The organism is Streptomyces sp. NPDC006643, from assembly GCF_042870175.1.
In the GTDB taxonomy this organism is placed as follows: Bacteria; Actinomycetota; Actinomycetes; order Streptomycetales; family Streptomycetaceae; genus Streptomyces.
The window spans coordinates 20,735-35,232 of the sequence record NZ_JBIAHA010000018.1 but is presented as its reverse complement, the minus strand read 5'-3'; the positions used below and the strand labels follow the sequence as shown (position 1 = coordinate 35,232).

Sequence of the window (14,498 nt, the reverse complement as noted above, 5' to 3'; positions counted from 1 at the left end):
AAGAGTCAAGAGAGATGAAGGACAGTCAGTGAAGAGTGCCGTACGCCGCTGGGCCCCCTACGTCGCACTGTCGCTGGCCCTCGCGCTCGCCGCCGGCTACGGGTGGTACCGGATGAGCGACACCGGGAAGGGCTGGCGGTACGAGGAGAGCCTGAAGACGTTCTGCGAGGGGCTGATCCCGTACGAGGAGTCCGCCGGTTTCACCGGCAAGGACGGGGGTGAGCTGTCCCTGGACTCCAGGGCGCGCGGGCCCGAGGCGGACTACGACTACTGCACGGTCGCGGGCCTGGACCTCGCCATCGGCCGGCTCCCCGACTCCGCGCTCAACAGCGACTCCTCCGATGTCTTCGACCGGTTGGACGAGGTCGAGGGGGACTTCCCGCCCGTACCGCTCGGCGGCGGCTGGCGCGGCTACACCGACTTCGCCAACACAGCCGCCGTCCTGACCTGCACCAACAAGCCCGGGTCGATAGTCGTGACCGCGGACGACGACGACAAGGACGGTGCCTCACGGACTCATGGTGTCGCCGAGCTGGTCACCGCGACCGCGGTCAGGGCGGCGGCGGACTGGGACTGCGACGCGAAGGCCGGCGGCCCGATCCCGCGTCTTCCCGGCGCCGTGGAATGGGGGTCCCGCATCGACGCGAAGGGCACCTGCCGGGGAATCCCGCTGCGCGACCAGGAGTGGGTGGAGTGGATCAAGGACGCCCCGGCGAGCGGGAGCGCCCCGCTCGAACGCTGCGTACTGGGCGAGCTGAAGAACGGCGGCGAGCCGCTGCTCAACCTTGAGGCGTCGTTCGGGCCCTTCGCCCAGCGCCTGCGTTCCGACGACTCCGACATCGGCACCTTCAAGCGCTCGGCGGGCGGCGCCGAGGGCTCCTACTGGGCGACCGCCCGGTGTCCGGGCGACGGCCCTCGGGCCGTCTTCCGGATCGCCCCCGCAGAGTACGTCCACATCGACAAGGCGGCGGACGCCTTCGCGCGGGAAGCGCTCGTCGCCTTCGCCGAGAGCCGGGCCGAACAGCACGGCTGCACCGACCTGAGACTGCCGTCGGCCGCGTCGTAGCGACCACTTCTCCCGCGCCGCCTACGGCCAAGTCGGCCGCCGATAGGGGATGCTGACGCCCTGACGGCCTGCGGGCCCGGTGGGCGGAGGTGAGACGCGGTGGCAGGGAACGCGGCGGTGCGGGACACGGACGTGATCGTCGTCGGCGCGGGCGCGGCCGGCCTCTCGCTCGTGTACCGGCTCTGCACCCCTCCCCCGGGCCGCCCGGTTCCCGAGGTGACCCTGGTCGACGCCCCCGCCGGTCCGCTGAGGCCGCCGGAGCGGACGTGGTGTTTCTGGGAGAGTTCCCCCGGTGACTTCGACGGCGCGCTGACCGCCTCGTGGGAGGCACTGCGCGTACGGGGACGGGACGGGACGGCGCGGGTCGGGCGGCCCGCACCGTTCCGCTACAAGATGCTGCGGTCGGGTGCCTTCGAGGAACTGCTGGCCGGGCGGCTCGCCGGGCCCGGGGCGCCGCGCCGGGTGACGGCCCGGATCGACACCGTCCACGACGGCGCGTCCGGCGCCGAGGTGACGGGCGTCGCCGCCGACGGCGGTCCGCTGGCACTCCGGGCCCGCTGGGTCTTCGACTCGCGTCCGCCGCGTGTTCTGCCGCCCGCCCGGACGACGCTGCTCCAGCACTTCCGCGGCTGGTTCGTCCGCACCGAGCGGCCGGTGTTCGACCCGGGGACCGCCGATCTGATGGACTTCCGGACTCCGCAGCCGCCGCACGGACTCGCCTTCGGCTACGTCCTGCCGACGAGCGCCCACGAGGCGCTGGTGGAGTACACCGAGTTCTCCCGCGAGGTGCTGGACGACGCGGGGTACGACCGGGCGCTGAGGCGCTACACCGAACAGGTCCTCGGGCTGGGCCCGTTCGAGGTGACCGCGTCCGAGCAGGGCGTCATCCCGATGACCGACGGGCGCTTCCCGCGCCGCGTGGGGCGTTCGGTGTTCCGTATCGGCACCGCCGGTGGGGCCACCCGCCCGTCGACCGGCTACACCTTCGCCGCCGCGCAGCGGCAGGCGCGCGCCGTCGCCGCCGCGTACCACGGCGGACAGGTGCCCGAGCCGCCGCCCGCCTACCCGGCTCGGGCCAGGGCGATGGACGCGGTCCTGCTGCGAGGGCTGGACAGCGGGCGGGTGGACGGTGCCGCGTTCTTCGAGGGACTGTTCGGGCGCGTGCCTTTGGCGCGCCTGCTCCGTTTCCTGGACGGCGAGACCCGCCCGTACGAGGACGTCGCGATCGGTCTGCGCACCCCGGTCGGTCCGATGCTGCGCACCGTCGCCGAACTGCCGTGGCTGTCGCGCCGGGCACCGAGAGGGAGGGACGTCGGATGACGCTCCTGCACGACACGGAACTTTCCGCCGCGTTCGACCATGCCGCGCTGCGCTACGACCGGCTGGTCGCCGCCAATCCCGGTTACCACGCTCATCTGCGGCGCTCCGCGCGGCGGTTGCGGCTGCCCCGTGGCGGCGCCGGTCTACGGCTGCTCGACCTGGGCTGCGGCACGGGGGCGTCGACGGCCGCGCTGCTGTCCGCCGCCCCGCTCGCCGAGATCGTCGCGGTGGACGCGTCGGCCGGGATGCTGGAGCGAGCCGCGGCCAAGCGGTGGCCGGCGGGCGTCTCGTTCGTCCACGCGCCGGTGGAGCGGCTGGCCGGGGCGGGCGTCACCGGTCCGTTCGACGGGGTCTTCGCCGCGTATCTCTTCCGGAACGTGACCGACGTGGACGGGACGCTCGCCCTCGTACGGTCCCTGCTCGCGCCGGGCGGACGGCTCGGTGTGCACGAGTACACGCTCGGCGGGCGCGCCGTGGACCGCGCGGTCTGGACGGCCGTCTGCAAGGGCATCGTCCTGCCGGCCGGGCGGCTCGCCGGTGACGCGGCTCTCTACCGTCATCTGTGGCGCAGCGTGGTCGAGTTCGACACGGCGGCGGGCTTCGCCGACCGGTTGCGGCGTGCCGGGTTCGCGGATGTCCGGGTGCTGCCGATGCCGGGCTGGCAGACGGGCATCACGCACACCTTCCTGGGGCGCTCGCGGTGACCGGCCCCACCGTCCCGCGCCGGGGCCGGGACCGTCGTGCCCGGGTGGTCCGTCCGGCGCCGGGGCGGCGACGGTTCGGCGGCGGTGACGCGCCGGACGTCGCGGTCGTCGGGGGCGGCATCGCGGGTCTGGCCGCCGCGACCGGGCTCGCGGAGCGCGGGGCGCGCGTCACCTTGTACGAGCGTGAACAGGTCCTCGGCGGGCGGCTGGCGGGCTGGCCCGTCACGCTGGCCGACGGTTCGGCGGCCACGATGAGCCGGGGCTTCCATGCCTTCTTCCGGCAGTACTACAACCTCCGGGGGCTGCTCCGGCGCGCCGATCCCGGCCTCGGCATGCTCGACGGGCTGCCGGACTACCCGCTGCTGCACAGCGGGGGGCTGTACGACAGCTTCGCGCGGGTCCCGCGTACGCCGCCGTGGAGCGCCCTGGGATTCGTCGCGCTCAGCCCCACCTTCGGCGTGCGCGATCTGGCCCGGATGGACCCGAGGGCGGCGCTGCCGCTGCTGGACGTACGGATGCCCGGGGTGTATGAGGAGCTGGACAAGGTCAGCGCCCAGGACTTCCTGTCCGGGATCCGCTTCCCGGCGGCGGCGCGGCATCTGGCGTTCGAGGTGTTCTCGCGCAGCTTCTTCTCCGATCCGGCCGAACTGTCCGCCGCCGAGCTGGTGTTGATGTTCCACATCTACTTCCTGGGGTCGAGCGAGGGCCTGCTCTTCGACGTACCGAACGCCCCCTTCCCCGACGCCCTGTGGGAGCCGCTGGGCGCGTATCTCACCTCGCTCGGGGTCGAGTTGCGTACGGGGACGGCGGTGGAGGAGGTGGCGCCGGCCACCGGTGGCGGTGTCACGGTGACGGCGGGCGGCGGGCCGGGGCGGTACGACGCCGTGGTGCTCGCGCCGGACGGCGGCGGGTTGCGCCGACTGGTCGCCGCATCAGGCCGGTTGTGCGACGCGCGGTGGCGGGCGCGGATCGGACGGCTGCGCGAGGCACCGCCGTTCCTGGTGTCGCGGCTGTGGCTGGACCGTCCGGTGGCGGCCGACCGGCCCGGCTTCCTCGGGACCAGCGGGTTCGGTGGGCTCGACAACGTGAGTGTGCTGGACCGCTGGGAGGGCGAGGCGGCGCGGTGGGCGGGCCGGACGGGCGGCTCGGTGGTGGAGCTGCACGCGTACGCGGTCGATCCCGGCGCCGACCGGACCCGCCAACAGCGGCTGCTGGTCGAGCAGTTGCACCGGGTGTATCCGGAGACCCGGGAGGCGAGGACGGTCGACGCGCGGCACGAGTGGCGGTCGGACTGTCCGCTGTTCCCGGTGGGCGGTTACGGCGACCGCCCCGGCGTACGCACCCCCGACCCGGCCGTCGTGGTGGCCGGTGACCTCGTCCGCACGGACCTGCCGGTGGCGCTCATGGAGCGCGCGGCGACCACGGGCTTCCTGGCCGCGAACGCGCTGCTGGAAGGGTGGGGCGTCCGCGGTCAGACGCTGTGGACCGTACCGGACAGGGGCCGGTCGGCCGGGCTGCGCGCGCTGGTACGGCTGGCCCGGCGCCGCTGACCGGGGCCGGCCGCGGCGGGTCAGCCGCCGTAGCGCGCGCACTCGCTGTTGTCGCCGCCGCTGCGACAGCCGACGGGCCCCGTCGGTGCGGGGACGGGGCGGTTCCGCTCGTCCTCGTGGGATTGGAGGGCGGCCCCGGCGAAGAACGCGAGGGCGACGAGCAGGGCCGTCACGCCCTGGCTGACGACGGTCACGGTGGCCCGCGCGCGGCCGGCGAGCACGGCGGCCACGAAGGCCACCACGGCGACGCCGCCCAGGGCGGGCAGATAGCGCCACAGGGACACCGTCCCGATGTCGGAGGCCGGGTCCAGGTCGAAGTGGTCGAGGAAGGGCCACACGACGACGATCACCGCCACGGCGACCAGTTCGAGGAAGACCAGCGCGCAGGAGATCCCCACATCGGGGCCGCGCTCCACACGGGACTTCACCGAGGCGTCGACGGCCGGGGGCGCGACGGGCAGATCGCTCATACCGAGCACCTTGCCGGGCGGGGCGGCGCGGGGACATGAGTACGGATACCTACGCGCAACTGGCCGACAATGAGATGGAATCGGGACATCGAGCGGCGTGCGGAACTCGGCCAAGAGGGGGAGTCCTGTCTCCATGAGGAGTTCTCACGGACCACAGTGCCCATCGAGAACATCACCCGACTCCGACGCCTTCGCTGGGAAAGGACCTGTTTTGAACAGCGCACCCGGAATCCCGCCCATGGTCCCAGGCCGCCTTCCGCTCCTCGGACATGGTCTCTCCATGGCAGGGAGCAGCAGCCGGCTGAAGTTCATGCGGGACGTCCGCGCCCACGGTCCGATCGTGCGTATCAGGCTGGGCCCCAAGAGCGTGGCTGTCGTGAACGACCACACCCTGATACACGAGATGCTCACCCGACAGGCGGACGCCTTCTCCAAGGGCCTCCTTCTCGAGGGACTGAAACTCTTCACCAAGGACGCTCTGCCCATCACCGAGGGCCGTGTGCATCTGGCGCGGAGACGGCAGATGCAGCCGCCTTTCCACAAAGAGATGGTCAGGGGCTACGTCGAGAAGATGGTGAGCACCACCGCGCCGGCCATCGACTCGTGGGCCCCCACCACGACGCTCGACATGAAGACCGAGATGCAGCTGCTCACTCAGAACGTGGTCATGTCGGCCCTGTTCTCATCCGTCCCGGCACGCGAGCCCGCACGGGTCATCCTGGAGAGTGTCGACACCGTTTTCCGCGCCGCGCTGCTCAGAGTCCTGCTGCCGGAACGCGCGCTGGAGAGCTTGCCCACACGCGGAAACCGGAAGACCGCGGCTGCGAGCGCCGCGCTGCGGAACGCGGTCACGGAGATCATCGAGGATCACCAGAGGCGGCCGGACTCGTATCAGGACCTCATCTCGCTGCTGATGAGCGCTCAGGACGACACCGGCAAAGCCATGGACGGCGACGACATCCTCTCCGAGGTGACGGCGCTTCTCGCGGCCAGCTCCGAGACCACCGCCGTGGTGCTCTCCTGGCTGTTCTACGAACTCAGCCGCAACCCCGACCTGGAGCGGCGCCTGCACGAGGAGGTCGACAGCGTGCTCGCCGGCGACGAACTCACCGCCGGCCATCTCGGCCAACTCCCCTTCACCGGGCGGCTCGTCCAGGAGACTCTGCGGCTGTACGCGCCGTGGTTCCTCACCAGACAGGCCCTGCGCGCCGTCCGGCTGGGCAGCACCGTGCTCCCCGCCGGAACCGACGTGATCTTCAGTCCCTACGCCGTGCACCGCGATCCGAGCCTGTACACCGACCCCGACCGGTTCGATCCCGATCGCTGGCACCCGGACCGGCCGCAACCGCCCAGAGGCGCCTTCCTCCCGTTCGGGGCAGGCAAGAGAATGTGCATCGGCGACGTCTTCGCGGAAACGGAGGCGAAGGTCGTCACGGCTCTCATCGCGTCGAGACGGAGCCTCAAGGCCGCGCCCATGAGGGGTTCCGTAAGAGCCGTGGGCGAAATGACCACGCAACCGTCCCGGCTTCGCATGATCCCTGAGCTGAGAACCGACGCCCCGAAGAGGTCCGCACAGTCCGTCCCGTGACAGACATGGGCCGCGGTGTCACGAACCTGCTGGTGGACGCGCGTAGTTGAGGCCCGCATCGACTCCAGCTCCCCGGGTGGACGAAGAGCGGACACGTCCTAGCCGGGAAAGCGACCGGTGCTCCGCAGCAGCCAGCGGCGTTCGGCGTACGCGAGGTCGTCGCGCCACAGACGGCCCGCGACCGCGCGCATCACCGGGCGCAGCGCGGGGGCGGCGGCGCGCGCGGCGGTGAAGCCCGGCCGGTCGGAGGCGGCGACCACCGCCTCCACGACGGCGGTGCGCGGCCGGCCCCGGTCGTCTTGGCCGACCGGTGTCGCGTGGGTCTCCACGACGGAGCCCTGGCCCTCGCCCTCGGTGATGCGCATGACGACCGTGCGCGGCCCGGGGGCCGTGAAGACCGCGCGTACGGGCACGACCACCCGCCCGGCGACCTTGAAGGAGACGTCCACCGCGAATCCCTCACCGTCCTCCTCCGGGGTGGAGAGGACGGTGAGGTCCACGAAGGAGTACGGGTGGAGCCAGGCGCCGTGCCAGGGGTCGAGCCGGTTCGCCACCACGTCCTCGGGCTCGCACACCCCGAAGCCGGTGTAGACGGCGTCGACGGCCCCGGCCGCCTCGGGCCGGGGCGGGACGGGCGGGCGGTCCGACGGGCTCTCGCCGCCCGCCCGGTCGAGCCGTACCCACGCCAGCACACCGTCGTCGTGGGCCGGGACGGGCTCCCAGCCCGCGAACGGCCCGCCGTCCAGGGCGAGTCCGTGCCAGTGGCAGATCAGGGTGCCGCAGTGCACCCGGCCGTCCTTGAGGGGTGCGCCGAGATGCGGGCAGGCGCCGGGGCCGGCCACCAGCCGTCCCGACGCGTCGCGCCACAGGACGAGTTCGACGCCTGCGACGCTGCGGCCGACGGGGCGGCCCGGCCGTATGTCGCGGGCGGCGCCGACGACGTACCAGTTGCCCGACGGCCGGTCGAGCGCCCGCGCCAGCGCCGCCGCGATGAGCGCCGGCCGGGCCGCACGCCAACTGGGCTCCTGGCGCTCCCATTTCACCGGTCCCCGGCGCAGTCGCAGCGGGAACCGCCCTCGCCGGCCGTCGTCGCGAGCGCTCATGCCACCTCCTCGTGCACGGTGGCGCCGGATCGCCGCCGTGCAGGCCGTCGTACCCCGTTGGCGGCCTCGGTCACGGGTCCGCGCGTCGCGGCCCGGGTCCGGGCCGCCACCACCCGCACCACCCCGTCGACGGCCACGGCGGCCCGCCGTCGGCGCGACACGACGGCGCGGCGGTGCAGCACGGCGTACCCGTCGCGGGCGACGGCGTCGAGGATCCCGCCGTACAGGACGAACGCGGCCCGGATGCACGGCCGCGACACCGGGTCGAGCATGCCGAGACCGGGCGCGGCTTGCCGGTAGACGGTACGGGTCAGGGCGGCGGCGGCCTTCAGCGCGGCGGTGATCCGCCGGTCCCGGACGCCGGTGGTGCGGCTCCACTCCAGCAGTTCACGGTCGACTCCGTGGGCGGCGAGCAGATCGACGGGCAGATAGACCCGGCCGCGGTCGAGATCCTCGCCGACGTCCCTGACGAAGTTGGTGAGTTGGAAGGCGACACCGAGCGCGGCGGCGTGCGGGGCGGCCTCCTCGCGCGGGACGACGGTGCCGAGCACGGGCAGCATCTGGAGTCCGATCACGGCGGCCGAGCCGTGCATGTAGCCGCACAGGTCGTCGTAGGTGGCGTACTGCGTGACCGTCAGGTCGCTGCGCATGGCGGCCATGAAGTCGGTGAACAGCCGGTGGTCGATGCCGTAGGCCGCGGCGGTGTGGGCGAGCGCCCTGACCACCGGTTCGCGGCTGCGCCCGGAGGCCAGTCCGACCGCCAACCGCTCCTGGAGGAAGGCCAGTTGGCCGGAGCGCTCGGCGGTGGTCGCGGATGATCCGAGGTCGTCGACGATGTCGTCGGCCCAGCGGGCGAAGCCGTAGAGGGCGTGCACGGCGGGGCGGCGCGCGACGGGCAGCAGGCGGGTGGCGAGGAAGTAGGTCTTGCCGTGCCGGGCGTTGAGCAGGCGGCACCGGGCGTAGGCGGCACGCAGGGAGGGGTCGGTGACGCCGGCGGCGTCGAGTTCGCGGTCGGTCACGCGCGGCGTCCTCTCGGTGGGCGGCCGGCCCCCCGGGCGCCCGCGCCGGTGACGCGGGCGGCGGCGAGTCTGCCGGAGATCAGGACGGTGGGGACACCGACTCCGGGGGTGGTGCCGCAGCCGGCGAGCACGGCGTTGGCGGTGCCGCGCACCAGGTTGCGGGGGCGGAAGGGGCCGGTCTGCGCGAAGGTGTGGGCGGCGGAGAACGGGGTGCCCGCCGCGTGCCCCTGGGCCGTCCAGTCGGCGGGGGTGACGAGGCACTGCTCATCGACGGCCGCGGCGAGTCCGTCCAGTCCGCGGCGTTCGAGTTCGGCGAGGAGGCTGTCGCGGTAGCGGGGGCCGAGGTCGGCCCACTCCTGGACGCCGGGCCCGATACGGGTGTTGGGGCAGGGCGCCAGGATGTAGTGGAGATGGCGGCCCGGTGGCGCGAGGGACGGGTCGGTGGCCGTGGGACGGGTGATGAGCAGGGAGGGGTCGCTCATGAGGCTCCCGGTGTGGGTCAGTTCGTGGAAGGTGCCCTGCCAGGCCCGTCCGAACGAGATGGTGTGGTGGCCGAGTTCGGGCCAGGTGCGGTCGGTGCCCGCGTGCAGGATCACCGCCGACGGCGAGAACCGCAGCGGGACCGGGCGGCGCGGCGGCCGACCGAGCAGCCGGTAGGTGACGGGCAGGTCGGGTGTCAGGACGACCGCGTCGCAGGGGATACGTACCTGGTCGGCGCCCCGGCCGGTGATGACGGCCGTGATCCGGTCCCCGGAGCCGCCCCCGGAGCGCTCCAGACGTGTGACGTCGTGGCCGTACCGGAATTCGGCACCGGCGTCCGCCGCCGCGTCCGCCATGGCCCGGGGCAGGGCGTGCATGCCGCCGCGCGGGAAGTAGACCCCGGCGACGGTGTCCATGTACGCGATGACGGCGTACGCGGCCAGGGCCTTGGCGGGCGGGATCCCGGCGTACAGCGCCTGGAAGGAGAAGACCCGGCGCAGGCGTTCGTCGGAGATGAAGGATCCGATGCGGGCGTCCAGCCGGCCGAAGCCGCCGAGCGCCGCGAGCCGGACGAGGTCGGGGTGGAGAAGGCTCAGCGGCGAGTCGAAGTTGGCGTCGATGAAGCGGCTCATCTGGACCGCGTACAGCTTCTCCAGCCAGTGGCGCAGCCGCCGGTAGCCGTACGCTTCACGCGCCCCCGCGAAGCGTTCGACCTCGGCGGCCATCGCGTCGGCGCCGGTGTGGACGTCGAGCGCGCTGCCGTCGGCGAACCGCGCCCGGTAGGCGGGGTGCAGGGGGACGAGGTCGAGCCGGTCGGCGAGTGTGTCACCGACGGCGGCGAAGGCCTCCTCGACGATGTCGGGCATGGTGAGAACGGTGGGGCCGGTGTCGATCCGGTAGCCGCCGCGTTCGATACGGCCCGCCCGGCCGCCGGGCAGCGTGCCGCGTTCGACGACGGTGACGGCGCGTCCGGCGCCGAGGAGATGCAGCGCGGCGGAGAGCCCGGCCAGTCCGGCGCCGACCACGACGACATGGCCGGTCGGTCCGTCGAGTGTTCTCATCGGCCGCTCCCCCGGCCGGGGCCCGACGCGTCCGGCGGGCGTCGCCGGACGGCTGCTTCGGGCCGCGCGCGCTCGGGCCCTTCGAAGGGTGGTGTCCCGCCCTCGTTGCCGCGCATCGCGTTTCCTCTCCTCGTGTCGTACGGCGGCGTGCGCCGTTCTTAGGGATCGGACGTGGAGACCGGATCGGACGTGGCGAGGGGAGCCCCCGGCGCTGCGCCGGGGGCGCCCCGTGGCGCGTCCCAGTGCACCACGGTCGTGGGCCGTACGTGGGTCAGCCGCGTCAGTGGTGCGCCTCTTCGGGTGACACGCCGTGGCGAGAGCCCCCGGGCGGGGCGGCGGGCACGAGGGTGGATGCCCTGCGCCGCGTGCGGACGGCCGGAGCGCCCGGAACGCACGCGGCACCGCTGAGGGGAAGTGGCATCGTTGAGGGGAAGTGGCTCCATGAGCGTCTCGGTCGTCCTGTTCACCGGCGATCTGCGCCTGCACGACAACCCGACACTGCGCGCCGCACTCGCCGGTGCCGACGAGGTGGTGCCGTTGTTCGTCCTCGACCGGGCCGTCGAGTCGGCCGGGTTCGCCACACCCAACCGCCGCGCGTTTCTCGCCGACTGTCTGGCCGATCTCGACGCGGGGCTCCGCGAGCGCGGCGGACGGCTCGTCGTACGCGCCGGGGACGTGGTGGAGGAGACCCGCAAGGTCGCCGCCGAGTGCGGCGCCGGTGAGGTGCGGACGGCGGGCGGGGCGAGCGGCTACGCCCAGCGGCGCGAGGAACGGCTGCGCCGCGCGCTGGAGTCCGACGGCCGCCGGCTGTGTGTCCACGACGCGACGCTCACCGTGCTCCCGCCGGGCGCCGTCGCGCCGGCCGGTTCGGACCACTTCGCGGTCTTCACGCCGTACTTCCGCCGCTGGTCGCGGGAGCGGCCGCGTGAGGTCCTCGCGGCGCCGAGGTCGGTGCGGGTACCGGCCGGGGTGGGCTCCGAGCGGGTGCCCGTGCGCGCGGAGGTCCCGGGGGTCTCGGCCGGTCTCGCCGAGGGCGGCGAGACGGTGGGCCGCAAGCGGTTCACCGCCTGGCGGCGGAACGGTCTCGCCGGGTACGAGGACGGCCACGACGATCTCGCCGGTGACATCACCTCCCGGCTCTCGCCGCATCTGCATTTCGGCACCCTCTCCCCCACCGAACTCGTCGTGCGGGCGCGGAAGGTCGGCGGCGTGGGCGCGGAGGCGTTCGTACGGCAGTTGTGCTGGCGGGACTTCCACCACCAGGTGCTGGCCGCCCGGCCCGACGCGTCGTCGGCCGACTACCGCACCAGGCACGACCGTTGGCGGTCCGTGGGCTCCGCCGGTGCGGAGATCGAGGCGTGGAAGGCGGGCCGCACGGGCTTTCCGGTGGTGGACGCGGCGATGCGGCAACTGCGCCACGAGGGGTGGATGCACAACCGGGGCCGGCTGCTGACCGCGAGTTTCCTCACGAAGACGCTGTATGTGGACTGGCGTGTGGGGGCGCGTCACTTCCTGGAGTGGCTGGTGGACGGCGACATCGCCAACAACCAGCTCAACTGGCAGTGGGTGGCGGGCACCGGCACGGACTCGCGTCCCAACCGGGTGCTCAACCCCGTGACGCAGGGCAGGCGTTACGACCCGCAGGGGCATTACGTACGGCGCTGGGTACCGGAGTTGAGGGGGCTGGCGGGCGCGGACGTCCATGAGCCGTGGAAGCTCCCGAGGTCCGAGCGGGCCCGGTACGACTATCCGGACCCGCTGCTGGAACTGGCCGAGGGCCGTGACCGCTTCCTTCGGGCGCGCGGGAAGGAATGACGGACGGCCAGGCGCGTCACGGTGTGATCGTCGGGACCTGGTGCGCGGACGGTGACAGATACACGCGGCAGTTCCGCAGGCCCGGCAGGTTCGGGATCCGTTCGACCCGCCAACCGCGTGCGTACGCCGGTGGTCCCGCCCGGCCGGCCGCCACGAACGCCACCGGCCGCTCGCGTGCGTAGGCGACGAGCCCGCCGGGGGTGATGCTCCCGTCGTGGCCGCCGGTCTGCCGCGACGCGCAGCCGGCCCGGAACGCCACCCTGATCGCCTCCGTGCCGCTGACCACGCACGGCGGCCGTACGCCCTGCCGGGCCAGCTCGGCCACCACCCCGTCCAGCTTCACGCGGTCGGCGCGGCTGCGTTCCGCCCGGTCGGCGACGACCGAACCCTGGATCCACAGATGGGCGACGGCCACCGCCACGAGCAGGGCCACGACCGGCAGCCGCGGCCGGGCCGTCCTGACGATCCAGGTCAGGAACAGGGCGGTGGGCAGCGCGAACAGCGCGTACACGGGGAGCAGGAAGCGCGGCGCGGCGTATCCGATCAGCAGGAGGTACTGCACGGCCATCGACAGACCGACCAGCGTCGGCACGAGGACGAGCGGCAGCCGTCGAAGCCGGGCGGCGACGAGCACTCCGCCGAGGGTGAGCAGGGGCAGCGCGAACCACCAGACGGCGGTGGCCGGGCGCCGCCACTGGACGGAGCAGGGGCGGCACAGGAGCCGCCCGTCGAGCGAGCGCATGTGGTCGGCGAAGACGAGGTGCCAGCCGAGGTGTCCCTGGATCTCGCTGGCCCGCGCCAGGCGGGTGAAGAGTCCGCCGTAGCTGACGTACGCCTCGACGACCCACTCCGCGCAGCCGATCGCCCCGCCCGCGGCGAGCGCCGTCAGCAGGGCCCAGCGCCGCCACTGTCCGACGGCGAGCGCGATGAGGGCGAGCGGCGCGCTGAGCCAGAAGGCGTCGGTGGGGCGCATGAGGGCGACGAAGGCCACCGCGACGCCGAGCCCGACGAGGGCCGTGCGGTCGGTCCGGTCGCGCGCGGCCCGGAGGAAGAAGCCGACGGCGCAGAGGCAGCCGAGGGCGACCCAGAGGTTCGGCATGACCTGCGGGCCGTAGAAGACGGTGATCCACAGACCGGCGAACAGGGCGCCGGCGAGGGCGAGTACGGATCCGGGCAGCAGCCGTCGCCAGACCCACAGGGCGAGGAAGAGTCCGGCGCCCGACAGGAGCGCCAGATAGACGCGGAGCACTTCGACGGAGCCGGTGAGTGAGGTCACGGGGGCGATGAGGAAGGTGATGCCGCGCGCGCGTGGGGCGCTGAAGAAGGCGGTGTCGAAGGCGGCGCGGCTGACTTGGCTCGTGTACACCGTCTCGTCCCAGCCGAGCCCGGATCCCGGTACGAGGAAGACGAGTTGGACAAGCGCGTACACACTCGCGACGACCGCGAGCCACAGGAGACCGCCGTCGGCCGTCCAGTCCTGGCGGGCCGGGCGGCTCGTCTCTCGCAGGCCGGTCGCGACGGCCTTGGTCTGTGTCATGGCCCAAAGCTGCCTGGCCCGGCACCGCCCGGCCGACGGACACGCCACGGGTCAAATATTAAGAAATCGCATCTAAAACATATGAATCACTCGATGGGTTGGCTATCGGGACGTCGGCGGCTCGCTCGATGACGAAACCATCCGCCGCGCCAGTCGCACGATGGAGGCCCGCAGCTCGCTGTCGTCGCCGGCGGTATCGGCGGCGCCGGCCGCCGGGCCGAGGATCAGCCGGGTGAGCTGAGGGAAGGCGGTCGGCAGGATGGCGACGCCGATGAGCGCGAGGAGGGTGCTCGCGGCCTCGGTGCCGGACCCGGAGTTGGTGTCGGACTCGGTGTCGGAGTCGGAATCTGAGCCGGAGCCGGGGCCGAGGGTCTCTTCGAGCGTGGCGACCATGGCGCGGTAGCGGGCGGTGCGCGGTTGCTCGTTCGGCAGTCCGCCGTCGTAGTGCAGGGCCTCCCACATCATCAGGCGCAGCAGTTGCGGGTTGCGCCGGTGGAGGTCGTAGATCCGGCCGGCGTACTCGGCCAGGTCGGCGGACGGTGGTCCCAGCAGGGCCGCGTGCTCGGTGAGGGCTTCGGAGACGACGGCGGCGAAGAGCTTCTCCTTGCTGCCGAAGTAGCCGTAGATCCGTTCCTTGCTGACACCGGCCCGTTCGGCGATCCGGCCGACGCGTGCGCCGCCCATGCCGTGGGCGGCGAACTCGTCACGGGCCGCGGCCAGCAGCAGGGCGCGGGTTCCTACCAGTTGTTCGGTGTGAGGCATGGCGGAACTCTACATAGCCGACC

Annotated in this window: 12 protein-coding genes; 6 read left to right on the top strand and 6 right to left on the bottom strand. The window is 73.1% G+C overall.

The features are described 5' to 3' along the window. Positions 1-28: 28 nt before the first annotated feature. The 4 genes from ACFYNU_RS23845 to ACFYNU_RS23830 all read left to right on the top strand — a co-directional run bounded on the left by ACFYNU_RS23845 (position 29) and on the right by ACFYNU_RS23830 (position 4,640). Complete coding sequence (locus tag ACFYNU_RS23845) at positions 29-1,066, top strand: hypothetical protein (RefSeq protein WP_356585196.1); 1,038 nt, start codon at positions 29-31, stop codon at positions 1,064-1,066. A 117-nt stretch (positions 1,067-1,183) separates the two neighbouring features. Next, a complete protein-coding gene (locus ACFYNU_RS23840; protein ID WP_356585406.1) occupies positions 1,184-2,386 on the top strand; it encodes a lycopene cyclase family protein in 1,203 nt (400 codons plus the stop codon). Continuing rightward, entirely contained in the window at positions 2,383-3,090 is a 708-nt protein-coding gene (locus ACFYNU_RS23835; protein ID WP_356585195.1) for a class I SAM-dependent methyltransferase, read from the top strand. Before ACFYNU_RS23840 ends, ACFYNU_RS23835 begins: the two co-directional genes overlap by 4 nt. Further along, the gene (locus tag ACFYNU_RS23830) at positions 3,087-4,640 is read left to right on the top strand and encodes an FAD-dependent oxidoreductase (protein WP_356585194.1); all 1,554 of its coding nucleotides are present in this window, start codon (positions 3,087-3,089) and stop codon (positions 4,638-4,640) included. The genes ACFYNU_RS23835 and ACFYNU_RS23830 overlap by 4 nt, the downstream gene beginning before the upstream one ends. 20 nt (positions 4,641-4,660) lie before the next feature. Here the strand turns inward: ACFYNU_RS23830 and ACFYNU_RS23825 are convergent, their stop codons facing one another. Beyond that, positions 4,661-5,110, bottom strand: coding sequence for a DUF6234 family protein (locus tag ACFYNU_RS23825; RefSeq protein WP_356585193.1), 450 nt, complete (start codon positions 5,108-5,110; stop codon positions 4,661-4,663). A 133-nt stretch (positions 5,111-5,243) separates the two neighbouring features. Between ACFYNU_RS23825 and ACFYNU_RS23820 the strand changes: the two genes are divergently transcribed. Further along, a complete protein-coding gene (locus ACFYNU_RS23820; protein ID WP_356585192.1) occupies positions 5,244-6,698 on the top strand; it encodes a cytochrome P450 in 1,455 nt (484 codons plus the stop codon). A 98-nt stretch (positions 6,699-6,796) separates the two neighbouring features. Here the strand turns inward: ACFYNU_RS23820 and ACFYNU_RS23815 are convergent, their stop codons facing one another. From ACFYNU_RS23815 to crtI, 3 genes are read right to left on the bottom strand one after another with little or no spacing between them, the layout of a single operon-like run. Further along, positions 6,797-7,801, bottom strand: a complete 1,005-nt coding sequence (locus ACFYNU_RS23815; protein WP_356585191.1) for a DUF5914 domain-containing protein — start codon at positions 7,799-7,801, stop codon at positions 6,797-6,799. After that, a complete protein-coding gene (locus ACFYNU_RS23810) occupies positions 7,798-8,820 on the bottom strand; it encodes a phytoene/squalene synthase family protein (protein ID WP_356585190.1) in 1,023 nt (340 codons plus the stop codon). The genes ACFYNU_RS23815 and ACFYNU_RS23810 overlap by 4 nt, the downstream gene beginning before the upstream one ends. Continuing rightward, positions 8,817-10,361, bottom strand: a complete 1,545-nt coding sequence (gene crtI / locus ACFYNU_RS23805) for a phytoene desaturase family protein (RefSeq protein WP_356585189.1) — start codon at positions 10,359-10,361, stop codon at positions 8,817-8,819. Before crtI ends, ACFYNU_RS23810 begins: the two co-directional genes overlap by 4 nt. 441 nt (positions 10,362-10,802) lie before the next feature. On the opposite strand from crtI, the gene ACFYNU_RS23800 reads away from it, so the two are divergent. Further along, entirely contained in the window at positions 10,803-12,176 is a 1,374-nt protein-coding gene (locus tag ACFYNU_RS23800) for a deoxyribodipyrimidine photo-lyase (protein WP_356585188.1), read from the top strand. Between the two features lie 16 nt (positions 12,177-12,192). Here ACFYNU_RS23800 and ACFYNU_RS23795 read toward each other — a convergent pair whose 3' ends face one another. Both ACFYNU_RS23795 and ACFYNU_RS23790 read right to left on the bottom strand, forming a co-directional pair. Further along, complete coding sequence (locus ACFYNU_RS23795) at positions 12,193-13,713, bottom strand: hypothetical protein (protein WP_356585187.1); 1,521 nt, start codon at positions 13,711-13,713, stop codon at positions 12,193-12,195. Positions 13,714-13,815: 102 nt separating this feature from the next. Continuing rightward, positions 13,816-14,475 carry a TetR family transcriptional regulator gene (locus tag ACFYNU_RS23790; RefSeq protein ID WP_356585186.1) on the bottom strand — a complete coding sequence of 220 codons (660 nt, stop codon included), beginning with the start codon at positions 14,473-14,475 and terminating at the stop codon, positions 13,816-13,818. Positions 14,476-14,498 lie beyond the last annotated feature (23 nt).